The organism is Streptomyces sp. NPDC003720 (genome assembly GCF_042875075.1).
Lineage (GTDB): Bacteria > Actinomycetota > Actinomycetes > Streptomycetales > Streptomycetaceae > Streptomyces.
On sequence record NZ_JBIANZ010000010.1, the window covers coordinates 309,218 to 332,392 of the forward strand.

Genomic DNA, 23,175 nt, shown 5'->3' on the forward strand with positions numbered 1-23,175 from the left:
TGGCCGGTGAGAACGTTCCGGCCGCCCCGGCGACACGCCGCGAACGGGCGAAGCCATATGCTGCCTTGCATGACGAGTGAGCCGGAACAGCAGATTGGAGTGGGGACGCAGGACGCGTTCCAGCGCCTGTGGACGCCCCACCGGATGGCCTACATCCAGGGCGAGAACAAGCCGAGCGGCCCGGGGGCCGACGACGGCTGCCCCTTCTGCTCGATCCCGGCCAAGTCCGACGAGGACGGCCTGATCGTCCGCCGCGGCGAGCACGTGTACGCGGTCCTCAACCTCTACCCGTACAACGGCGGCCATCTGATGACCGTGCCGTACCGGCACGTGGCCGACTACACGGACCTGACCCTGCCGGAGACGGCCGAGCTGGCCGAGCTGACCAAGCAGGCGATGACCGCGCTGCGCACCGCGTCCGGCGCGCACGGCTTCAACATCGGCATGAACCAGGGCACGGTGGCCGGCGCCGGCATCGCCGCCCACCTGCACCAGCACATCGTCCCGCGCTGGGGCGGCGACACGAACTTCATGCCGGTCGTCGGCCAGACGAAGGTGCTGCCGCAGCTCCTCGCGGACACCAGGAAGATGCTGGCTGAGGCCTGGCCGGCGTCGGCCTAGACCCGCGGGTGCCCTCGGCTTCGAGGGCACCGGTCAGGCGTCGTACAGGTCGGCCTTCTTCGGCGTCGGGTCCTGCACCAGGCCGCTGAGCACGGACGAGCGGTTGCCGAACTTCTCGGTGTCCACGCCGTTCTCCTTCAGCACCCGGATCGCGGCCGAGTGCACCACCCGCAGCACCGGGGTGGCCGCGCGCAGCGCGTCGTCGGCCATGAAGCGGTGCCGCCACGGCTGGTCCGCCCAGGCGTGCCGCAGTCCGAAGGGCTCCGGCAGGACGAGCGAGCCGCCGAGCCACTTGAGCATCGGCGGGTACCAGTTCAGCGGGGCGCGCGCGGTGAGCCGCACCACCTCGTCGGTGGTCACCAGGGGCAGCTTGACCGTGCGGTTCTCCCAGGGCTTGAGCGACTTGGCGACCTCCTTGGTGGGCGCCGTCGGCTTCGTGGTGAACAGCGGGTTCACCGGTCCCAGGGCGTGCCCGGTCACCTCGATGCGCAGCGTCTCGTGCAGCACCGTCACCGTGATCATCATGGTGATGACGAGCTGCCCGTCCCACAGCGTCCACTGCACGCCCAGGTAGTGCCGGTCACCGCTGCCGAACTGCTGCTTGTTGCAGATGTCCTGCACGGCGTGCTGCTTGATCTGGAACGCCTCGACGTCGGTGCCCTCGGGCCGGGACACCTCCTTGGCGTTCTCCCCGATCGGCGTGACGATCCAGTGCCGTATCGACGGACGGGGGAAGCCGCCGGTGTTCAGCGGGCCCCGCTCCAGCATGCGGAGCTGGTCGTGGATGGCGCGTATGACGTCCCAGCTGCGGAAGGGATGGATCTCCCGGGTGGGATCGGCGGGCTCCAGGTCCTCGGCGAGCTGCCAGGAGCCCCAGCGGGTGCCCATGCCGAGTATGCCCTTGGGCCCGGCGTAGAAGACGGAGTTGGACCGCTGCTCCGCACCGAGCCGGGCCAGCGACTGGCGCAGCTGCTCGGCCGCGGTCTCGCCCGGGGCGCGGGGCACCGCCTCCGGCACCTTGGCGCCGACGCTGCTGCCGGAGAGCAGGCCCTCCCAGCGCGCCCGCAGGTCCTGGGCGCTGCGCTCGCAGATTCGCTTGGCCCAGAACCAGCCGAGCACCGGGGCCACGACGCAGCCGCGCGCGTACCACCCCCAGAAGCCGCCGAAGGGCATCTTCAGCAGGAAGAGCGCGGCGAGGATGCCCACCCCGGTGAGCAGGACGGTGGCCAGCGTCCCGGCGCGCCTGTCGTCACGCCTGGTGACGAGCGTGCGCAACTGGAAGACCAGCAGCCAGCCGATGAACCCGGGCAGGAAGATCAGACCGCACAGCACCACGACGACGGACAGCCGGTTGTCGCGCTCGCGGCGGATGTTGTTGGCCGCGAGCGCGTGCTCCACCACCACCTGGGGCTCCGCGCCGAAGGACTGGATGAGCGGCTTGCGGCCCGGGGCGAGCATGCGGTCGACCACGGCCCGCGAGAAGGCCTCGCCGAGATTGGGCCTGAGCAGGGATATCCGGCCGGCCTTGACGGTCGACTGGTGCCATTCGTTGTCGGTCTTCTTGATGTCCTCGATCACGTTGTCCCGGTAGGCCGCCGAGGCCAGCGCGTACGTCGCCGCCTGTCCCTCGTCGCCGGAGACGGGCACCTGCGGGCCGTCCCACTCCGTACCAACCGACATTCCCGCCCCCTCGCCGCCGGTGTCGCTCCTGCGGCCTTCCCGACTTCACTGCCCCGCACACCTGTTGAACAGGCCAACCTGCCGAATCGGCATGACAACCGCACGACTTCGGCACGACGTGATCAGGTGATCAGCGTATCCGCAGCCACCGACAGCGCGCCGGTGGACGGCCGAAGCCGCCCACCGGCGCACGGAGTGGACCGGCGCGGGTCAGGGCGTCTCGCCCGCCTGTTCGCGGATCCGCTCGGCGATCTGCGGCGGCATCGGCTCGTGCCGCGCGTAGGCGCGGTCGAAGCGTGCCGTGCCGTGGGACAGGGAACGCAGGTCGATCGCGTACCGGCCGATCTCGAACTCCGGCACCTCGGCCCGGATCAGGGTCCGTCCCGAGCCCACCTGCTCGGTGCCGAGCACCCGGCCGCGCCGGCTCGACAGGTCGCTCATCACCGGGCCCACGTAGTCGTCCGGGACGAGCACGCCCACCTCGCTCACCGGCTCCAGCAGATGGATCCGCGCTCCCGCCGCGGCCTCGCGCAGCGCCAGCGCGCCCGCCGTCTGGAACGCGGCGTCGGAGGAGTCCACCGAGTGCGCCTTGCCGTCCAGCAGCGTGATCCGGACGTCGATCAGCGGATAGCCCGCCGCGACGCCCTTGGCCGCCTGCGCCCGCACGCCCTTCTCCACGGACGGGATGAACTGGCGCGGCACGGCGCCGCCGACCACCTTGTCCACGAACTCGACGCCCGAGCCGCCGGGCAGCGGCTCCACCTCGATCTCGCAGATGGCGTACTGCCCGTGCCCGCCGGACTGCTTCACGTGCCGGCCGCGGCCGGCGGCCCGCACCGCGAACGTCTCCCGCAGCGAGACCTTGTGCGGTACGACGTCGACCTGGACGCCGTACCGGCTGCGCAGCCGCTCCAGGGCGACGTCCGCGTGCGCCTCGCCCAGGCACCACAGGACCACCTGGTGGGTGTCCTGGTTCTGCTCCAGGCGCATCGTCGGGTCCTCGGCGACCAGCCGGGCCAGGCCCTGCGAGAGCTTGTCCTCGTCGGCCTTGCTGTGCGCCTGGATGGCGAGCGGCAGCAGCGGGTCGGGCATCCGCCAGGGCTCCATCAGGAGCGGGTCGTCCTTGGCCGAGAGGGTGTCGCCGGTCTCCGCGCGGCCGAGCTTGGCCACGGACACCAGGTCGCCGGCGACGGCGTGCGTCACCGGGCGCTGCTGCTTGCCGAACGGGGTGGACAGGGCGCCGATCTTCTCGTCGACGTCGTGGTCCTCGTGCCCGCGGTCCGCCAGTCCGTGCCCGGAGACGTGCACCGTCTCGTCGGGGCGCAGGGTGCCGGAGAAGACGCGGACCAGGGAGATGCGGCCGACGTAGGGGTCGGAGGAGGTCTTCACGACCTCGGCGACCAGCGGGCCGTCCGTGTCGCACGCCTTCAGCTCGCGCGGCCTGCCGTCGATCGTGGTGACCCCGGGCATGGGGTGCTCGAACGGCGTCGGGAACCCGCCGGTGATCAGCTCCAGCAGCTCCACCGTGCCGAGGCCCTGCCGGGCGCCCTCGGCGGCGGGCGCGGCGGCCAGGACGGGGAAGAAGGAGCCGCGTGCCACGGCCCGCTCCAGGTCCTGGATCAGCGTCTTGACGTCGACCTGCTCGCCGCCCAGATAGCGGTCCATCAGGGTCTCGTCCTCGCTCTCGGCGATGATCCCCTCGATCAGCCGGTCGCGGGCCTGGTCGAGGTCCGGGAGCTGGTCCTCGCCTGGCTCGGACTCCTTGCGCTCGCCGGACGAGTAGTCGAACAGCTTCCGCGACAGCAGGCCGACGAGGCCCGTCACCGGAGCGTGCCCGTCGGGGCCCTCGGGGCCGCGCAGCGGCAGGTACAGCGGCAGCACGGCGTCGGGGTCGTCGGCGCCGAACGCCTCGGCGCACACCCGGGTCATCTCCTCGAAGTCCGCGCGCGCGGACTCCAGGTGTGTCACCACGATCGCCCGGGGCATGCCGACGGCCTGGCACTCCTCCCAGACCATCCGGGTCGAGCCGTCCACCCCGTCCGAGGCCGAGACGACGAAGAGGGCCGCGTCCGCGGCGCGCAGACCGGCCCTCAGCTCCCCGACGAAGTCGGCGTACCCGGGGGTGTCGAGGACGTTGATCTTGATGCCGTCCCATTCGACCGGGACCAGCGAGAGCTGCACCGAGCGCTGCTGCCGGTGCTCGATGTCGTCGTGGTCGGAGACGGTGCCGCCGTCCTCCACGCGGCCCGCCCGGTTCACCGCCCCCGCGGTCAGCGCGAGGGCCTCCACCAGCGTGGTCTTGCCCGATCCGGAGTGGCCGACCAGCACCACATTCCTAATGGACGCGGGGTGGTCGGCCGCCCTTGCCCTGCCGGCGGCTCCGGGATGTGTCTGTGCCTTGTCGCCCATGATCCTGCCTCCCGTGCACGGTGAGGTCACTGTGGGCGCGGACACGCGGGATCCGCGTGCTGTGGCGGCTCCGGCGACGCCCGCGGTCCTTCGAGCTTTCCACTCCCGTAACGCCGCGTCCATACGAACGGCCGCGAAGCGGCCACGGCGGGCCGGGCGCGGCGCATCCCCCTGCGGGGCGCCGGCGCCGGCTCGTGGGTGCCCGCCCGTCACGCACGCGCACGCGTGACTACGATGGGCCAGCCGGAGGCCACCAGGGCCGCGGCGACAACGACCGTCGGGAAGGCCATGCTGAACAAGTACGCGCGTGCATTCTTCACGCGTGTCCTCACGCCGTTCGCCGCGTTTCTGATCCGCCGGGGCGTCAGCCCCGACACGGTCACCCTCATCGGCACCGCCGGTGTGATGGCGGGCGCGCTGGTCTTCTATCCCCGGGGCGAGTTCTTCTGGGGCACGGTGGTGATCACGCTCTTCGTCTTCTCCGACCTGGTCGACGGCAACATGGCCCGCCAGCTCGGCCGGTCCAGCCGCTGGGGCGCCTTCCTGGACTCCACCCTGGACCGGGTCGCCGACGGCGCGATCTTCGGCGGCCTCGCGCTGTGGTACGCGGGCAACGGGAACGACAACGTCCTGTGCGCCGTCACGATCTTCTGCCTGGCCAGCGGCCAGGTGGTGTCGTACACCAAGGCGCGCGGCGAGTCGATCGGCCTGCCGGTCGCCGTCAACGGTCTCGTCGAACGCGCAGAGCGGCTGGTGATCTCGCTGGTCGCGGCCGGTTTCGCGGGACTGCACAAGTTCGGTGTGCCGGGCATCCAGTGGCTGCTGCCGATCGCCCTGTGGATCGTCGCCGTGGGCAGCCTCGTGACGCTGATCCAGCGGGTCGTCACCGTCCGCCGCGAGTCCGCCGAGGCCGAGGCGGCGGCCGGGCAGGACGCCTCCCAGGGGAGGGAGGCGGCGAAGTGAGCACCGCCGACCGGCTCACCGACGCGCTCTACGGGCTCGGCTGGAGCACCGTCAAGAACCTCCCCGAACCCGTCGCGGTCCGCCTCGGCCGGACCATCGCCGACCTCGCCTGGAAGCGCCGCGGCAAAGGCGTGCTGCGCCTGGAGGCCAACTACGCGCGCGTCGTGCCCGACGCGGGCCCGGAGCGGCTGGCCGAACTCTCGCGCGCCGGCATGCGGTCCTATCTGCGTTACTGGATGGAGTCCTTCCGGCTCCCGGCCTGGAGCCCCGAACGCGTCCGGAGCGGCTTCGAACCCAAGGACCTCCACCACCTGACCGACGGGCTCGCCTCCGGCCGGGGCGTGGTCCTGGCCCTGCCGCACCTGGCCAACTGGGACCTCGCCGGCGCCTGGGTCACCACCGAGCTGCGGACCCCGTTCACCACGGTCGCCGAGCGGCTGAAGCCCGAGACCCTCTACGACCGCTTCGTGGCCTACCGCGAGGGCCTCGGCATGGAGGTGCTCCCGCACAGCGGCGGCTCGGCCTTCGGCACCCTGGCCCGGCGGCTCCGCGACGGCGGTCTTGTCTGCCTGGTCGCCGACCGCGACCTGTCCGCGTCCGGCACCGAGGTGGACTTCTTCGGCGACCGGGCCCGGATGCCCGCGGGGCCGGCCCTGCTGGCCCAGCAGACCGGCGCGCTGCTGCTGCCCGTCACCCTCTGGTACGACGACTCCCCGGTCATGAAGGGCCGCGTGCATCCCCCGATCGAGGTACCGCAGACGGGTACGCGCGCGGAGAAGACGGCCGCCATGACACAGTCGCTGGCCGACGCCTTCGCCACCGGGATCGCCGAGCACCCGGAGGACTGGCACATGCTCCAGCGTCTGTGGCTCGCCGACCTGGACCCCACGAAGGGACCCTCGTGAGAATCGGGATCGTCTGCCCGTACTCCTGGGACGTGCCCGGCGGCGTCCAGTTCCACATCCGCGACCTCGCCGAGTACTTCATCCGGCTCGGCCACGAGGTTTCCGTCCTGGCCCCCGCCGACGACGACACCCCGCTGCCGCCGTACGTCGTCTCGGCGGGCCGCGCGGTCCCGGTGCCGTACAACGGCTCGGTGGCCCGGCTGAACTTCGGCTTCCTGTCGGCCGCGCGGGTGCGCCGCTGGCTGCACGAGGGCGCGTTCGACGTGGTCCACATCCACGAGCCGACGTCCCCCTCGCTCGGCCTGCTGACCTGCTGGGCCGCACAGGGGCCCATCGTGGCCACCTTCCACACCTCCAACCCCCGCTCGCGCGCGATGATCGCCGCGTACGCGATCCTGCAGGCAGCGCTGGAGAAGATCAGCGCGCGGATCGCGGTGAGCGAGTACGCCCGCCGCACCCTGGTCGAGCACCTGGGCGGCGACGCGGTGGTCATCCCCAACGGCGTCGACGTCGACTTCTTCGCCGAGGCCGAGCCGAAGCCCGAGTGGCAGGGCGACACCATCGGCTTCATCGGCCGCATCGACGAGCCCCGCAAGGGCCTGCCCGTGCTGATGCGGGCGCTGCCGAAGATCCTCGCCGCCCGCCCGCAGACCCGGCTGCTGGTCGCGGGGCGCGGCGACGAGGAGGCGGCCGTCGAGGACCTGCCCGCCGGGCTGCGCTCACGCGTGGAGTTCCTCGGCATGGTCAGCGACGAGGACAAGGCCCGCTTCCTGCGCAGCGTCGACCTGTACGTCGCGCCCAACACCGGCGGCGAGAGCTTCGGCATCATCCTGGTCGAGGCGATGTCGGCGGGCGCCCCCGTCCTCGCCTCCGACCTGGACGCCTTCGTCCAGGTCCTCGACCAGGGCAAGGCCGGCGAGGTGTTCGCCAACGAGGACGCCGACGCACTGGCCCGGGCCGCCGTGGACCTGCTGGCCGACCCGGAGCGGCGCACCGAACTGCGGGAGCGGGGCAGCGCGCACGTGCGCCGCTTCGACTGGTCGACGGTCGGCGCCGACATTCTCTCGGTGTACGAGACCGTCACGACCGGGACGGCGGCGGTGGCCACCGACGAGCGCCCCGGCCGGCGTTCCCGGTTCGGCCTGGCCCGGGACTGAACCGACGGGGCGGCGGCGCGGCCGCGGCGTCCCGATAGCCTTCGCCCGTGACCGCAACCCTCATCTGGATCCTTCTCGCCCTCGTCGCCGTCGGCGTCTACCTGAGCTGGACGGCCGGGCGGCTGGACCGGCTGCACGTGCGCATGGACGCCGCGCGGGCCGCGCTGGACGCCCAGCTGCTGCGGCGGGCCTCCGTGGCCCAGGAACTGGCCACCTCGGGCGTGCTGGACCCCGCCGCCTCCATCGTGCTCTACGAGGCCGCGCACGCCGCCCGGCAGGCGGAGGAGGACCAGCGGGAGGTCGCGGAGAGCGAGCTGAGCCAGGCCCTGCGCGCGGTGTTCGAGGACCCGCGGCAGGTCGAGGTGGTCCGGGACGCCCCGGGCGGTGACGAGGCGGCCCGTGAGCTGGCCGAGGCGGTGCGCCGGGTCCCCATGGCCCGCCGCTTCCACAACGACGCGGTGGGGGCCGCCCGCAGGCTCCGCGAGCACCGCAAGGTGCGCTGGTTCCGGCTGGCCGGCCACGCCCCGTTCCCGCTGGCCTTCGAGATGGACGACGAGCCGCCCGCGGCCCTGGTGGAGCGGGCCGCCTGAACCGGGCGCCCCGCCCGCCGCCGGACAAAAGGAGCCACGGGGTCGCCATTGGCCCTTGCTGTGGACTGCTCGCCTCGCGTTTCCTCGTCGGTGCAGTCACCCTTCTCCACTTCAGTGAGGTCACCCGTGTCCACCATCGACAACCAGGCTCCCGAGACCGGCACCGCCCGCGTGAAGCGCGGCATGGCCGAGCAGCTCAAGGGCGGCGTGATCATGGACGTAGTCACGCCGGAGCAGGCGAAGATCGCTGAGGACGCGGGCGCCGTCGCCGTCATGGCCCTGGAGCGGGTTCCGGCCGACATCCGCAAGGACGGCGGCGTGGCCCGCATGTCCGACCCGGACATGATCGAGGGCATCATCGACGCCGTCTCGATCCCGGTCATGGCCAAGTCCCGCATCGGCCACTTCGTCGAGGCCCAGGTCCTGCAGTCCCTCGGCGTCGACTACATCGACGAGTCCGAGGTCCTCACCCCGGCCGACGAGGTCAACCACTCCGACAAGTGGGCGTTCACCACCCCCTTCGTCTGCGGCGCCACCAACCTGGGCGAGGCCCTGCGCCGCATCGCCGAGGGCGCCGCGATGATCCGCTCCAAGGGCGAGGCCGGCACCGGCAACGTCGTCGAGGCCGTCCGCCACCTGCGCCAGATCAAGAACGAGATCGCCCGCCTGCGCGGCTACGACAACAACGAGCTGTACGCCGCCGCCAAGGAGCTGCGCGCCCCCTACGAGCTGGTCAAGGAGGTCGCCGAGCTGGGCAAGCTCCCGGTGGTCCTCTTCTCCGCCGGCGGCGTGGCCACCCCGGCCGACGCCGCGCTGATGCGCCAGCTCGGCGCCGAGGGCGTCTTCGTCGGCTCCGGCATCTTCAAGTCCGGCGACCCGGCCAAGCGCGCCGCCGCCATCGTGAAGGCCACCACCTTCTACGACGACCCGAAGATCATCGCGGACGCCTCCCGCAACCTCGGCGAGGCCATGGTCGGCATCAACTGCGACACCCTCCCCGAGGCCGAGCGCTACGCCAACCGCGGCTGGTAAGGCGACACGGCACATGAACACCCCCGTCATAGGCGTCCTGGCACTCCAGGGCGACGTACGGGAGCACCTCATCGCCCTGGCCGCGGCCGACGCCGTGGCCAGGCCGGTGCGGCGCCCCGAGGAACTCGCCGAGGTCGACGCCCTCGTGCTGCCCGGCGGCGAGTCCACCACCATCTCCAAGCTGGCCGTCCTCTTCGGAGTGATGGAACCCCTCCGCGCGCGCGTGCGCGACGGCATGCCCGTCTACGGCACCTGCGCCGGCATGATCCTGCTCGCCGACAAGATCCTCGACCCGCGCTCGGGCCAGGAGACCATCGGCGGCATCGACATGATCGTGCGCCGCAACGCCTTCGGACGGCAGAACGAGTCCTTCGAGGCCGCGGTCGACGTCCGGGGCATCGCGGGCGATCCTGTGGAGGGCGTCTTCATCCGCGCTCCCTGGGTGGAGTCCGTGGGCGCCGGCGCCGAAGTGCTCGCCGAGCACGAGGGACACATCGTCGCGGTCCGGCAGGGCAACGTGCTCGCCACGTCGTTCCACCCGGAACTGACCGGCGACCACCGCGTGCACTCGCTTTTCGTCGACATGGTGCGCGCCAACCGGACACCGGAGTCCTTGTAGGATCTCTGGAGTTCGTTGCAGAGATGGGTTACGCGAAGGAGACAGGCAGATGTCCGGCCACTCTAAATGGGCTACGACGAAGCACAAGAAGGCCGTGATCGACGCCAAGCGCGGCAAGCTCTTCGCGAAGCTGATCAAGAACATCGAGGTCGCGGCCCGTATGGGCGGCGTCGACCTCGAGGGCAACCCGACCCTCTACGACGCCGTCCAGAAGGCCAAGAAGCAGTCGGTCCCGAACAAGAACATCGACTCCGCGATCAAGCGCGGCGGTGGTCTCGAGGCCGGTGGCGCCGACTACGAGACGATCATGTACGAGGGTTACGGCCCGAACGGCGTCGCGGTGCTCATCGAGTGCCTCACGGACAACCGCAACCGCGCCGCCTCCGACGTGCGCGTCGCCATGACCCGCAACGGCGGCAGCATGGCCGACCCCGGCTCGGTGTCGTACATGTTCAGCCGCAAGGGCGTCGTCATCGTCCCCAAGGGCGAGCTGAGCGAGGACGACGTCCTCAGCGCCGTCCTGGACGCGGGCGCCGAGGAGGTCAACGACCTCGGCGAGACCTTCGAGGTCATCAGCGAGGCCACCGACCTGGTCGCGGTCCGCACCGCCCTGCAGGAGGCCGGGATCGACTACGACTCCGCGGACTCCAGCTTCGTGCCGTCCGTCCAGGTCGAACTGGACGAGGAGGGCGCCAAGAAGATCTTCAAGCTGATCGACGCGCTCGAGGACAGCGACGACGTGCAGAACGTCTTCGCCAACTTCGACGTCAGCGACGAGATCATGGAGAAGGTCGACGCGTAGCGCTGCCGCGTGCTGAGCGGTTCGGCGGGCCGGTGGAACACGTCCACCGGCCCGCCGCCGTTGTCACAGGCACCGGCTAGCCTGGCGGCATCCGTGGATCACCGGACGTCCGCGGATCCAGAGAGGGAGGGCGCGTGCGCGTACTGGGGGTGGACCCCGGCCTGACCCGGTGCGGTGTCGGCGTCGTCGAGGGAGTGGCGGGCCGCCCGCTCACCATGATCGGCGTCGGTGTCGTGCGGACGCCCGCGGACGCCGAGCTGGGGCACCGCCTGGTCGCCGTCGAGCAGGGCATCGAGGCCTGGCTGGACGAGCACCGGCCCGAATTCGTCGCCGTGGAGCGGGTGTTCAGCCAGCACAACGTGCGCACCGTGATGGGCACCGCCCAGGCCAGCGCGGTCGCCATGCTGTGCGCCGCCCGCCGCGGCATCCCGGTCGCCCTGCACACCCCCAGCGAGGTCAAGGCCGCCGTCACCGGCAGCGGCCGCGCCGACAAGGCGCAGGTCGGCGCCATGGTCACCCGGCTGCTGCGGCTCTCGGCGCCGCCCAAGCCGGCCGACGCCGCCGACGCCCTCGCGCTCGCCATCTGCCACATCTGGCGCGCCCCCGCGCAGAACCGACTCCAGCAGGCCGTGGCGCTGCACTCGGCCCAGGCAACGAAAGGCCGTACGGCATGATCGCCTTCCTCAGCGGCACGGTCGCCGCACTCGCCCCCGACGCGGCGGTGATCGAGGTGGGCGGCGTCGGCATGGCCGTCCAGTGCACGCCGAACACGCTCTCCACGCTCCGCCAGGGCCGGCCCGTCAAGCTGCACACCTCCCTGGTCGTCCGTGAGGACTCCCTCACGCTGTACGGCTTCGCCGACGACGACGAGCGCCAGGTCTTCGAGCTGCTCCAGACCGCCAGCGGGGTCGGACCGAGGCTCGCCCAGGCCATGCTCGCGGTGCACACGCCGGACGCACTGCGCCGGGCCGTCGCCACCGCCGACGAGAAGGCCCTCACCGCCGTGCCCGGCATCGGCAAGAAGGGCGCCCAGAAGCTCCTGCTGGAGCTGAAGGACCGCCTCGGCGCGCCGGTCGGCGCCCCCGCGGTGGGCGCGCCCGTCACCCAGGGCTGGCGCGACCAGCTGCACGCCGCCCTCATCGGCCTGGGCTACGCCACCCGCGAGGCCGACGAGGCCGTCGCCGCCGTGACCCCCCAGGCCGAGGCCGCGGGCGGCACCCCGCAGGTGGGTCAGCTGCTGAAGGCGGCGCTGCAGACCCTGAACCGCGCCCGCTGACCGACCACACCACCGAGGCACACCACATGAACTGGGACGACACGACCGACTCCGCCGCCCCCGAGCGGCTGGTGGGCTCCGCCGCCGACGGGGAGGACCAGGCCGTCGAGGCGGCGCTGCGCCCCAAGGACCTCGACGAGTTCATCGGCCAGGAGAAGGTCCGCGAACAGCTCGACCTCGTCCTGCGCGCCGCACGCGCGCGCGGCGCCACCGCCGACCACGTGCTGCTCTCCGGCGCCCCCGGCCTCGGCAAGACCACCCTGTCGATGATCATCGCGGCCGAGATGGGCGCCCCCATCCGCATCACCTCCGGCCCCGCCATCCAGCACGCCGGCGACCTGGCCGCGATCCTCTCCTCGCTCCAGGAAGGGGAGGTCCTCTTCCTCGACGAGATCCACCGCATGTCCCGGCCCGCCGAGGAGATGCTGTACATGGCCATGGAGGACTTCCGCGTCGACGTCATCGTCGGCAAGGGCCCCGGCGCCACCGCCATCCCGCTGGAGCTGCCCCCCTTCACCCTGGTCGGCGCCACCACGCGCGCGGGCCTGCTGCCGCCCCCGCTGCGCGACCGCTTCGGCTTCACCGCGCACATGGAGTTCTACGAGCCGCACGAACTGGAGCGCGTCGTGCACCGCTCGGCGAGCCTGCTCGACGTCGGCATCGAGTCGGACGGCGCCGCCGAGATCGCCGGCCGCTCCCGTGGCACGCCCCGCATCGCCAACCGCCTGCTGCGCCGCGTCCGGGACTACGCGCAGGTCAAGGCGGACGGCGTGATCACCCGCGAGATCGCCGCGGCCGCCCTCGCCGTCTACGAGGTGGACGCGCGTGGCCTCGACCGCCTCGACCGGGCCGTCCTGGAGGCGCTGCTGAAGCTGTTCGGCGGCGGCCCGGTCGGCCTGTCCACGCTCGCCGTCGCGGTGGGGGAGGAGCGCGAGACGGTCGAGGAGGTCGCCGAGCCCTTCCTGGTCCGGGAAGGCCTGCTCGCCCGTACGCCGCGCGGCCGTGTCGGTACTCCGGCGGCCTGGGCGCACCTCGGTCTGACCCCGCCCCGCACGGCCACCGGGGGAAACGGACAACAGGACCTGTTCGGGGCGTGACGGCGAGGGCATTGGCGGGGGCAGGAACCCAGGTGCCATGCTGAGCGTTGTTCCATGCGCGCGGACTCGCTTAGACTCCGCCGATGCCGCCCTTGCGGGCGGCGCCGACCCACCCCCATCAACAGGCCGCTCTCACCGCGCGGTCGCGCGAAGGAAACCCCGTCCCGTGAATACCTTGACCCTTCTCCCGTTCATTGTGCTCATCGCGGCCATGTTCCTGATGACGCGCTCGGCCAAGAAGAAGCAGCAGCAGGCCGCGAGCATGCGCAATGAGATGCAGCCCGGCTCCGGCGTCCGCACGATCGGGGGCATGTACGCGACGGTCAAGGAGGTCAGCGAGGACACGGTCCTCCTCGACGCCGGACCGGGCGTCGACCTCCTCTTCGCCAAGAACGCGATCGGCGCCGTCCTCTCGGACGACGAGTACAACCGGATCGTCCACGGCATCGAGCACGACCTCAAGTCCGACGCCGACGTCGTCCCGGACGACGCCTCCTCCCTCACGGAGACCGCCGGGAGCGACGAGCCCGCCGCTGCCGCCGCCCCCGGCGACAAGGCCGTCGACTTCGGCAAGAAGGACGTCGCCGAGGACGGGACCGACGCCGCCGAGGCCAAGACGGACGAAGAGCCGAAGAAGACCGACGGCGACTCCGAGGCGAAGTAGTCACGCGCCGGGGTGTGCGGCGCGGCGCGGCCGTGCCCCGCGCGCCCCGGGCGCTTCTGTTCGCCGCACGGAGCCCGACACCATGTCATGGCTGACCGCGCCGACGAGGCACGGGGTGGCCCGAGAGGGAGTACGAGAAGGTGGCAGCACCTAAGAGGGGCCGGAGCGCGAGCGCCCAGAGCAGGCCAGGGCGCTCGCTGGCCCTCATTCTGATCGCCATCGTGGCGCTCACCGGCGGGATGTTCGCCTCCGGGCACACGACACCGCGCCTCGGCATCGACCTCGCCGGTGGTACGAGCATCACGCTCAAGGCGAAGGCCGACCAGGGTTCCGCGATCAACCAGGCCAACATGGACACCGCGGTCGACATCATGAACCGCCGTGTCAACGGCCTGGGTGTCTCCGAGGCGGAGGTGCAGACCCAGGGGCGCGATCACATCATCGTGAACATCCCCAAGGGCACCAACTCCAAGGAGGCCCAGCAGCAGGTCGGCACCACCGCCAAGCTGTACTTCCGCCCGGTGCTCGCCAGCGAGCCCAGCGGCGCCACCCCGGCGAGCCCGTCGCCGAGCGCGTCCCCCACCGGCGGCGCCTCGCCGAGCCCGTCCGGCTCCGCCAAGGAGAAGGCGTCCTCGTCCTCCTCCGCCTCCCCGAGCGCCTCCGCCACCTCGCAGGGCCGCGCGGTCACCGACGCCCTGAAGGCCGACAGCACGCCGTCGGGCTCGGCTTCCCCGAGCGCCTCCTCCGGCGCCAAGAGCTCCGCCAGCCCCTCCGCCCCGGCCTCGGGCAGCACGGACGTCACGAAGCTGCAGGCCCAGTACGCGGCCCTGAACTGCGCCAAGCCCGCCGAGCGCGCCAAGGCCGGCACCAACGCCAAGCCGGGCGAACCGACCGTGGCCTGCGGCGAGCGGGACAAGGTCTGGTACAAGTACCTGCTCGGCCCGGCCGGCGTGGACGGCACCGAGGTGAAGAAGGCCCAGGCGGTCTTCGACACCCAGGGCGGTTCCGGCTGGCAGGTCCAGATGACCTTCACCGGCACCGGTACGAAGAAGTTCGCGGACATCACCGGCCAGCTGGCCCAGAAGCAGAGCCCGCAGAACGAGTTCGGCATCGTCCTCGACGGCGAGGTCGTCTCCAGCCCGTACGTCCAGAGCGCCATCACCGGCGGCCAGGCGGAGATCTCCGGCAGCTTCACGCAGGAGGAGGCCCAGAACCTCGGCAACATGCTGTCGTACGGCGCGCTCCCGCTCTCCTTCAAGGAGGAGACCGTCACCACGGTGACCGCCGCGCTCGGCGGTGAGCAGCTGCGCGCGGGCCTGATCGCCGGCGCGATCGGCCTCGCCCTGGTCGTGATCTACCTGATCGCGTACTACCGCGGTCTGTCGCTCGTGGCCATGGCGTCCCTGCTGGTCTCCGCGATCCTCACCTACGTGATCATGGCCCTGCTGGGCCCGGCCATCGGCTTCGCGCTGAACCTGCCGGCCGTCTGCGGCGCCATCGTCGCGATCGGCATCACGGCGGACTCGTTCATCGTGTACTTCGAACGCATCCGGGACGAGATCCGCGAGGGCCGCTCGCTGCGACCCGCCGTCGAGCGGGCCTGGCCGCGCGCCCGGCGCACCATCCTGGTCTCCGACTTCGTGTCGTTCCTCGCCGCCGCCGTGCTGTTCATCGTGACCGTCGGCAAGGTGCAGGGCTTCGCGTTCACGCTCGGACTGACCACCGTGCTCGACGTGGTCGTCGTCTTCCTGTTCACCAAGCCGCTGATGACGCTGCTCGCCCGCCGCAGGTTCTTCGCGGACGGCCACAAGTGGTCCGGTCTCGACCCCAAGAGCCTGGGTGCCAAGCCTCCGCTGCGCCGCACCCGCCGTCCCGCCGGTCCCGCCGCCGGCCCTGTCGACCCGAAGGAGGCGTGAGCGATGTCGAAACTCGGCAACCTCGGCGCTCGACTGCACCGCGGCGAGATCAGCTACGACTTCGTCGGCAAGCGCAAGATCTGGTACGGCATCTCCATCCTGATCACCATCACGGCCATCGTCGGCCTGGCGGTGCGCGGCCTGAACATGGGCATCGAGTTCCAGGGCGGCGCCGTCCTCACGACGCCGGCCCACATCAGCGCCTCCGTGGCCCAGGTCGAGGAGTACGCGAAGGAAGCCTCCGGCCATGACGCCGTCGTGCAGAAGCTGGGCAACGGCGCCATGCGCGTCCAGATCGCGAGCATCGACACCGACCAGGCCAACAAGGTGTCGGCGAAGCTGGCCCAGGACCTGAACATCCCGGAGAAGGACGTCACCGGCGAGTCGGTGGGCCCGAGCTGGGGCGAGCAGATCGCCACCAAGTCCTGGCAGGGCCTGGCGATCTTCATGGTGCTCGTGGCGATCTACCTGGCGATCGCCTTCGAGTGGCGCATGGCCGTCGCGGCCCTCGTCGCGCTGATCCACGACATCACCATCACGACCGGCATCTACGCCCTGGTCGGCTTCGAGGTCACGCCCGGTACGGTCATCGGTCTGCTGACGATCCTCGGTTACTCGCTCTACGACACGGTCGTCGTCTTCGACAGTCTCAAGGAGCAGACGAAGGACGTCACGAAGCAGACCCGCTTCACCTACAGCGACATCGCCAACCAGTCGATCAACGGCACGCTGGTGCGTTCCATCAACACGACCGTGGTCGCCCTGCTGCCGGTGGCGGGCCTGCTGTTCATCGGCGGCGGCTTCCTCGGCGCCGGCACCCTGAACGACATCTCGCTGTCGCTGTTCGTCGGTCTCGCGGCCGGCGCCTACTCCTCGATCTTCATCGCCACCCCGCTGGTCGCCGACCTCAAGGAGCGCGAGCCGGCGATGAAGGCGCTCCGCAAGCGCGTCATGGCCAAGCGTGCGCAGGCCGCCGCCGGCGAGGACGCCGTGACGGTCCGGACCGGTGAGGGCGACGAGCCCGAGGAGGCGGCGGCCGTGGTGGGTCCGCGCAACCAGCCCGCCGCCCGCAACCGGGGCCGCGGCCGACCCTCGGGGAAGCGCCGATGACCGAGCTGGCCGACATCCCGTCGCTGCTGCTCAGCCGCATCCGCGACGTGGCCGACTATCCCGAGCCGGGCGTGATGTTCAAGGACATCACCCCGCTGCTCGCGGACCCGGCGGCGTTCTCCGCGCTGACCGACGCCCTGGCCCGGATCGCCGCCGAGACCGGCGCGACCAAGGTCGTCGGGCTGGAGGCCCGGGGATTCATCCTGGGCGCACCGGTCGCGGTCCGCGCCGGCCTCGGCTTCATCCCGGTGCGCAAGGCGGGCAAGCTGCCGGGCGCGACGCTGCGCCAGGCGTACGACCTGGAGTACGGCTCGGCGGAGATCGAGGTGCACGCGGAGGACCTGGCGTCCGGCGACCGGGTGCTGATCGTCGACGACGTGCTGGCCACGGGCGGCACCGCCGAGGCCGCGATCCAGCTCATCCAGCGGGCGGGCGCCGAGGTCTCGGGGCTCGCGGTCCTCATGGAGCTGGGCTTCCTGAACGGCCGGGCCCGCCTGGAGCCCGTCCTGTCCGGCGCTCCGCTGGAGGCGTTGCTCCAGATCTGAGTGACAAGCACGTGCGAGGGCGGACGCCGCGATGACGCGGCGTCCGCCCTCTCGTATGCGGGGTTCTCGCCATTCTGATCGTCGACCTGGCCGATATCGTTCGCTAGCCGCTCCAACCGATCATTTTCGATTGTTTCGGTGATCATGATCATGCTCTAATCGCGGGACGTCGGAAGAGTTCCGGCGGAAGTGCTCCTCAGGGGGAATGAGTGAAGACGTTCGCCAAACGGGTCGGGATGGTCTGTGGTCTGGCGATGGGCGGTGTCGCGCTGGCCGTGACGCCGGCGTTCGCCGCGAACACCTTCGTGGTGACCACCGACGACAACCCCGGCGGCTACGCCCAGTGGCACGCCGACGGCGACAAGTGGGACGTGTGCGACTGGCAGGAGGACGGCCTGCGCGCCTCCGGGACGCTGACCTGGAACGGGGGCAGCAAGCGCATGGACGACGCCAACGGCGGAAGCGACAGCAGCCCCTGTGCCACGCAGGTGGTCAACCTGCCCGAGGGCACCAAGGTCACCCTCAAGATCTGCCTGCGCGACGGTGCCAACGGCACCCCGCGCTTCTGCAACACCTCCACCGGTTCGGCGTGATGTCCAAGCCGTCGCACCGTCGGGCCTGACCAGCCGGACGGACCGAGGCGGGCCCGGAGCGATCCGGGCCCGCCTCGTGCGTTTCCCCCGGCATCGGGAGGTTCCCGGTGCCGGGCCCGGAATCGGGTGGGAGTCCTCCGTGTTGCACGGGTAGACGGTCCTCACAGCCGCCTGCGGGCGATGACGAGACACAGGATCGCTACCATGGGGTTTCCGGAGCCTGACCGGGGGACCCGGATCGCGCACGAGGAGTCCTCTTGCCAGACGAGGCCCAGCCACTGACCGCCGCCAAGCCCGAGCCCGCCTCGGCGCCCGCGGCCAAGCCCGCGCGGGACGTGTCGTCCGCAAAGAACGACACCCGCGGGGCGGTCGAGCACGCCCAGTCCGCGCCCGTCGAGAAGACCCCCGAGGCCACCCGCCCCAAACCGGCCCCGCCCGTGCGCCCCGCCGCCGGCCAGCCCGCCCGCACCGGCTCCTCCAACCGCGTCCGCGCCCGCCTGGCCCGCCTCGGCGTGCAGCGCGCGAACCCGTACAACCCGGTGCTGGAACCGCTGCTGCGCATAGTGCGCAGCAACGACCCCAAGATCGAGAACGCCACGCTGCGGCAGATCGAGCGCGCCTACCAGGTCGCCGAGCGCTGGCACCGCGGCCAGAAGCGCAAGAGCGGCGATCCGTACATCACGCATCCGCTCGCCGTCACCACCATCCTCGCCGAGCTGGGCATGGACCCGGCCACCCTCATGGCGGGGCTGCTGCACGACACCGTCGAGGACACCGAGTACGGCCTGGAGGACCTGCGCCGCGACTTCGGCGACGTGGTCGCCCTGCTCGTCGACGGCGTGACCAAGCTGGACAAGGTCAAGTTCGGCGAGGCCGCGCAGGCCGAGACCGTGCGCAAGATGGTCGTGGCGATGGCGAAGGACCCGCGCGTCCTGGTCATCAAGCTCGCCGACCGTCTGCACAACATGCGCACCATGCGCTACCTCAAGCGGGAGAAGCAGGAGAAGAAGGCCCGCGAGACGCTCGAGATCTACGCCCCGCTGGCCCACCGGCTGGGCATGAACACCATCAAGTGGGAGCTGGAGGACCTCGCCTTCGCGATCCTCTACCCCAAGATGTACGACGAGATCGTGCGGCTGGTCGCCGAGCGGGCGCCGAAGCGCGACGAGTACCTCGCCATAGTGACCGACGAGGTCCAGTCCGACCTGCGCGCCGCCCGCATCAAGGCGACCGTGACCGGCCGCCCGAAGCACTACTACAGCGTCTACCAGAAGATGATCGTCCGCGGCCGGGACTTCGCGGAGATCTACGACCTGGTGGGCATCCGCGTCCTGGTCGACACCGTCCGGGACTGCTACGCGGCGCTCGGCACCGTGCACGCGCGATGGAACCCGGTCCCCGGCCGGTTCAAGGACTACATCGCGATGCCGAAGTTCAACATGTACCAGTCGCTGCACACGACGGTCATCGGGCCCAACGGCAAGCCGGTCGAACTGCAGATCCGCACCTTCGACATGCACCGCCGCGCCGAGTACGGCATCGCCGCGCACTGGAAGTACAAGCAGGAGGCCGTCGCCGGCGCCTCCAAGGTCCGCACGGACGTGCCCAAGGCCTCCGGCAAGGACAAGGACGCCATCAACGACATGGCGTGGCTGCGCCAGTTGCTGGACTGGCAGAAGGAGACCGAGGACCCCGGCGAGTTCCTGGAGTCCCTGCGCTTCGACCTCTCCCGCAACGAGGTCTTCGTCTTCACGCCGAAGGGCGACGTCATCGCGCTCCCGGCCGGGGCGACGCCGGTGGACTTCGCGTACGCCGTCCACACCGAGGTCGGCCACCGCACCATAGGAGCACGGGTCAACGGCAGGCTCGTACCGCTCGAGTCCACTCTGGACAACGGCGACCTGGTGGAGGTCTTCACCTCCAAGGCGCCCGGCGCCGGTCCGTCCCGCGACTGGCTCGGGTTCGTCAAGTCGCCGCGCGCCCGCAACAAGATCCGGGCCTGGTTCTCCAAGGAGCGCCGCGACGAGGCGATCGAGCAGGGCAAGGACGCCATCGTGCGCGCCATGCGCAAGCAGAACCTGCCCATCCAGCGCATCCTCACCGGGGACTCGCTCGTCACCCTCGCGCACGAGATGCGCTACTCGGACATCTCCGCGCTCTACGCGGCGATCGGCGAGGGCCACGTCTCCGCGCAGAACATCGTCCAGAAGCTGGTGCAGGCCCTCGGCGGCGAGGAGGCCGCCACCGAGGAGATCGACGAGACGGTCCCGCCGGCCCGGGGCCGCGGCCGCAAGCGGCGCTCCAACGCCGACCCGGGCGTCGTGGTCAAGGGCGTCGACGACGTGTGGGTCAAGCTGGCCCGCTGCTGCACGCCCGTGCCCGGCGACCCGATCATCGGCTTCGTCACGCGCGGCAGCGGCGTATCGGTTCACCGCAGCGACTGTGTGAACGTCGAGTCGCTGTCCCGCGAGCCGGAGCGCATCCTCGACGTCGAGTGGGCGCCCACCCAGTCCTCCGTCTTCCTGGTCGCCATCCAGGTGGAGGCGCTGGACCGGTCCCGGCTGCTGTCCGACGTGACCCGGGTGCTGTCCGACCAGCACGTCAACATCCTGTCCGCGGCCGTGCAGACGTCCCGCGACCGGGTGGCCACCTCCCGCTTCACCTTCGAGATGGGCGACCCCAAGCACCTCGGCCACGTCCTCAAGGCCGTCCGGGGCGTGGAGGGCGTCTACGACGTGTACCGCGTGACCTCGGCGCGCAGCCGGGCGTAGAGCAGGACATACGAGAGGGCCCCATACGCCGGTATGGGGCCCTCTCGAACGCGCAGCGGGGAATCAGCCGCCGAACTCCTGCAGGCCCTTGAGAGCCTGGTCCAGCAGCGCCTGGCGGCCTTCCAGCTCCCGCTCCAGCTTGTCGGCCCTGGCGGCGTTGCCCTGGGCACGGGCCTGCTCGATCTGCGCCCGCAGCTTGTCCACGGCGGCCTGGAGCTGACCGGTCAGGCCGGCGGCACGCGCACGCGCCTCCGGGTTCGTCCGGCGCCACTCGGCCTCCTCGGCCTCCTGCAGCGCCCGCTCGACCGCGTGCATCCGGCCCTCGACCTTCGGACGCGCGTCCCGCGGGACGTGGCCGATGGCCTCCCAGCGCTCGTTGATCGAGCGGAAGGCCGCCCGCGAGCCCTTCAGGTCCGAGATCGGCAGGAGCTTCTCGGCCTCCTCGGCCAGCTCCTCCTTCAGCTTCAGATTCTCGGCCTGCTCCGCGTCCCGCTCGGCGAAGACCGAGCTGCGGGCCGCGAAGAACACGTCCTGGGCGCCGCGGAAGCGGTTCCACAGATCGTCCTCGTGCTCGCGCTGGGCGCGGCCCGCGGCCTTCCACTCCGTCATCAGGTCCCGGTAACGGGCCGCCGTCACGCCCCAGTCCGTCGAACCCGAGAGCGCCTCGGCCTCGGAGACCAGCCGCTCCTTGGTCCGGCGGGCCTCCTCGCGCTGCGCGTCGAGCTGCGCGAAGTGCGCCTTGCGCCGCTTGGAGAACGCCGACCGGGCGTGCGAGAAGCGGTGCCACAGCTCGTCGTCCGACTTGCGGTCGAGCCGCGGCAGCCCCTTCCAGGTGTCCACCAGGGCGCGCAGCCGCTCGCCGGCCGCCCGCCACTGGTCGGACTGCGCGAGCTGCTCCGCCTCGGTGACCAGGTCCTCCTTGGCCCGGCGGGCCTCGTCGGACTGCTTGGCCCGCTGCGCCTTGCGCTCCTCACGCCGGGCCTCGACCGTCTCCACGAGCTTGTCGAGGCGGGTCCGCAGCGCGTCGAGATCGCCCACCGCGTGGTGCGCGTCCACCTGCTCGCGCAGGTGGTCGATCGCGGTCCGGGCGTCCTTCGCCGACAGGTCGGTGGTCTTGACTCGCTTCTCGAGGAGGCCGATCTCGACAACCAGGCCCTCGTACTTGCGCTCGAAGTAGGCAAGCGCCTCCTCAGGGGAGCCGGCCGCCCAGGAACCGACGACCTGCTCGCCGTCGGCCGTACGCACGTACACGGTCCCCGTCTCGTCGACGCGGCCCCACGGGTCGCTGCTCACAGCGCCTCCTCCACATGATGCCTGCGAGGGGCCTCGCGCCCCCGGGCATCGTCCACAGTTTCGTCACCGCCAACATAGGCGACCGGCGGGTGACCTGTCCGCATCCAGCGCGGGCGAAATTGCGCTGGCGGCCGCTCCGGCTCTCCCGCCGGGTCAGGACTTGGCGACGGTCGCCTTGTCGATCACGACCGTCGCGTTCGGCGCGGTGTTCCCGGTGGTCGGGTCGGCCGCCTGGGCGCCGGCCGCGGCGATCTTCTTGAGCACCTTCATGCCCGCGTCGGTGACCGTTCCGAACGGCGTGTAACTGGGCGGCAGCGGGCTGTCCCTGTAGACCAGGAAGAACTGGCTTCCGCCGGTGTGCTTCTGGCCGGTGTTCGCCATCGCGACCGTGCCCGCCGGGTAGGTGTTGGCCTTGAGGCTCTTGTCCTTGAGGTTCTCGTCCGGGATCGTGTAGCCCGGTCCGCCGCTGCCGGTGGCCGTCGGGTCGCCGCACTGCAGCACGAAGATGCCCTCGGCGGTGAGGCGGTGGCACTTGGTGTGGTCGAAGTAGCCCTTGCCCGCGAGGAAGTCGAACGAGTTCACGGTGTGCGGGGCCGCCGACGCCTTCAGCGACAGGTCGATGTCACCGCACGTCGTCGCGAGCTTCATCGTGTACTTCGCCGACGTGTCGATCGTCATCGCCGGCTCCTTCTTCCAGCTCAGCTTCTTCACCGAGCCCGCCGCCGGCTTCCCGCACGGGTCCGGCGCCTTGCCGGCCGGGGAGGCGCTCGGCGACGCGTCCGCGCCCGCGCTGGTCTTCTTGTCGTCGTCGTTCTTCAGCACGCCGGTCGTGTACAGCGCGACGCTGCCGATCACGACCACGCCGAGCACCGACGCGATCACGGAGTTGCGCATGCGTGCCTTGCGCCGCGCGCTGGTGCGCCGCTGCTGCTGCCGCAAGAACTTCTCCCGGGCGAGCTGACGCCGCCGCTGCTCCTGGCTGACCACCGGGTTCTCTCCTCATGCGTGTCGTGTTGCCGACGGTACGCGTGCGTCCTGTGAGCCGACGGCCGCGTGTAGCCCCGTACCGTATATGGGTTCGCTGAGGAAACGGCAGCGCCGGTAGGCTTCTGGACCACAGGCGGCCTGTTCG

At 71.3% G+C, this 23,175-nt stretch carries 21 protein-coding genes; 17 read left to right on the forward strand and 4 right to left on the reverse strand.

The features are described 5' to 3' along the window. The first annotated feature begins 57 nt into the window (after positions 1-57). Positions 58-621 (forward strand): HIT domain-containing protein, encoded by a 564-nt coding sequence (locus ACFYU0_RS27700; protein ID WP_351663923.1) that lies wholly within the window; start codon positions 58-60, stop codon positions 619-621. Positions 622-654: 33 nt separating this feature from the next. On the opposite strand, the gene ACFYU0_RS27705 is transcribed toward ACFYU0_RS27700, so the two are convergent. Further along, entirely contained in the window at positions 655-2,301 is a 1,647-nt protein-coding gene (locus ACFYU0_RS27705) for a hypothetical protein (RefSeq protein ID WP_351663922.1), read from the reverse strand. Positions 2,302-2,511: 210 nt separating this feature from the next. Further along, positions 2,512-4,710, reverse strand: a complete 2,199-nt coding sequence (locus tag ACFYU0_RS27710) for an elongation factor G-like protein EF-G2 (protein WP_351663921.1) — start codon at positions 4,708-4,710, stop codon at positions 2,512-2,514. A 234-nt stretch (positions 4,711-4,944) separates the two neighbouring features. Between ACFYU0_RS27710 and pgsA the strand changes: the two genes are divergently transcribed. The 16 genes from pgsA (at position 4,945) to ACFYU0_RS27790 (ending at position 20,750) form a co-directional block, all read left to right on the forward strand. After that, positions 4,945-5,673, forward strand: coding sequence for a phosphatidylinositol phosphate synthase (gene pgsA / locus ACFYU0_RS27715; RefSeq protein WP_351664173.1), 729 nt, complete (start codon positions 4,945-4,947; stop codon positions 5,671-5,673). Next, positions 5,670-6,578 (forward strand): phosphatidylinositol mannoside acyltransferase, encoded by a 909-nt coding sequence (locus ACFYU0_RS27720; protein ID WP_389304775.1) that lies wholly within the window; start codon positions 5,670-5,672, stop codon positions 6,576-6,578. Before pgsA ends, ACFYU0_RS27720 begins: the two co-directional genes overlap by 4 nt. Beyond that, the gene (locus ACFYU0_RS27725; protein ID WP_351663919.1) at positions 6,575-7,735 is read left to right on the forward strand and encodes a glycosyltransferase family 4 protein; all 1,161 of its coding nucleotides are present in this window, start codon (positions 6,575-6,577) and stop codon (positions 7,733-7,735) included. The genes ACFYU0_RS27720 and ACFYU0_RS27725 overlap by 4 nt, the downstream gene beginning before the upstream one ends. A 47-nt stretch (positions 7,736-7,782) precedes the next feature. Next, entirely contained in the window at positions 7,783-8,325 is a 543-nt protein-coding gene (locus tag ACFYU0_RS27730) for a hypothetical protein (RefSeq protein WP_389304776.1), read from the forward strand. A gap of 126 nt (positions 8,326-8,451) precedes the next feature. Then, the gene (gene pdxS, locus ACFYU0_RS27735) at positions 8,452-9,357 is read left to right on the forward strand and encodes a pyridoxal 5'-phosphate synthase lyase subunit PdxS (RefSeq protein ID WP_351663917.1); all 906 of its coding nucleotides are present in this window, start codon (positions 8,452-8,454) and stop codon (positions 9,355-9,357) included. A gap of 13 nt (positions 9,358-9,370) precedes the next feature. Next, the gene (gene pdxT / locus ACFYU0_RS27740; protein ID WP_351663916.1) at positions 9,371-9,976 is read left to right on the forward strand and encodes a pyridoxal 5'-phosphate synthase glutaminase subunit PdxT; all 606 of its coding nucleotides are present in this window, start codon (positions 9,371-9,373) and stop codon (positions 9,974-9,976) included. Between the two features lie 49 nt (positions 9,977-10,025). After that, positions 10,026-10,778, forward strand: a complete 753-nt coding sequence (locus ACFYU0_RS27745; protein WP_351663915.1) for a YebC/PmpR family DNA-binding transcriptional regulator — start codon at positions 10,026-10,028, stop codon at positions 10,776-10,778. A 134-nt stretch (positions 10,779-10,912) separates the two neighbouring features. Then, complete coding sequence (gene ruvC, locus ACFYU0_RS27750) at positions 10,913-11,452, forward strand: crossover junction endodeoxyribonuclease RuvC (protein WP_351663914.1); 540 nt, start codon at positions 10,913-10,915, stop codon at positions 11,450-11,452. Next, entirely contained in the window at positions 11,449-12,054 is a 606-nt protein-coding gene (ruvA, locus tag ACFYU0_RS27755) for a Holliday junction branch migration protein RuvA (RefSeq protein ID WP_389304777.1), read from the forward strand. The genes ruvC and ruvA overlap by 4 nt, the downstream gene beginning before the upstream one ends. A 26-nt stretch (positions 12,055-12,080) precedes the next feature. Next, entirely contained in the window at positions 12,081-13,151 is a 1,071-nt protein-coding gene (gene ruvB / locus ACFYU0_RS27760) for a Holliday junction branch migration DNA helicase RuvB (RefSeq protein ID WP_351663912.1), read from the forward strand. A 166-nt stretch (positions 13,152-13,317) separates the two neighbouring features. Beyond that, positions 13,318-13,815 carry a preprotein translocase subunit YajC gene (gene yajC, locus ACFYU0_RS27765; protein ID WP_351663911.1) on the forward strand — a complete coding sequence of 166 codons (498 nt, stop codon included), beginning with the start codon at positions 13,318-13,320 and terminating at the stop codon, positions 13,813-13,815. Between the two features lie 140 nt (positions 13,816-13,955). Next, complete coding sequence (gene secD, locus ACFYU0_RS27770) at positions 13,956-15,731, forward strand: protein translocase subunit SecD (protein ID WP_351663910.1); 1,776 nt, start codon at positions 13,956-13,958, stop codon at positions 15,729-15,731. 3 nt (positions 15,732-15,734) lie between these two features. Next, a complete protein-coding gene (gene secF, locus ACFYU0_RS27775) occupies positions 15,735-16,841 on the forward strand; it encodes a protein translocase subunit SecF (protein WP_351663909.1) in 1,107 nt (368 codons plus the stop codon). Further along, positions 16,838-17,386 (forward strand): adenine phosphoribosyltransferase, encoded by a 549-nt coding sequence (locus ACFYU0_RS27780; protein WP_351663908.1) that lies wholly within the window; start codon positions 16,838-16,840, stop codon positions 17,384-17,386. Before secF ends, ACFYU0_RS27780 begins: the two co-directional genes overlap by 4 nt. Before the next feature lie 209 nt (positions 17,387-17,595). Further along, positions 17,596-17,979 (forward strand): hypothetical protein, encoded by a 384-nt coding sequence (locus ACFYU0_RS27785; RefSeq protein ID WP_351663907.1) that lies wholly within the window; start codon positions 17,596-17,598, stop codon positions 17,977-17,979. Positions 17,980-18,236: 257 nt separating this feature from the next. After that, positions 18,237-20,750, forward strand: a complete 2,514-nt coding sequence (locus ACFYU0_RS27790) for a RelA/SpoT family protein (protein WP_389304778.1) — start codon at positions 18,237-18,239, stop codon at positions 20,748-20,750. A gap of 63 nt (positions 20,751-20,813) precedes the next feature. Here ACFYU0_RS27790 and ACFYU0_RS27795 read toward each other — a convergent pair whose 3' ends face one another. Next, entirely contained in the window at positions 20,814-22,043 is a 1,230-nt protein-coding gene (locus tag ACFYU0_RS27795; RefSeq protein WP_351663905.1) for a DUF349 domain-containing protein, read from the reverse strand. A 153-nt stretch (positions 22,044-22,196) separates the two neighbouring features. Next, complete coding sequence (locus ACFYU0_RS27800) at positions 22,197-23,030, reverse strand: peptidylprolyl isomerase (protein WP_389304779.1); 834 nt, start codon at positions 23,028-23,030, stop codon at positions 22,197-22,199. Between the last annotated feature and the right edge of the window lie 145 nt (positions 23,031-23,175).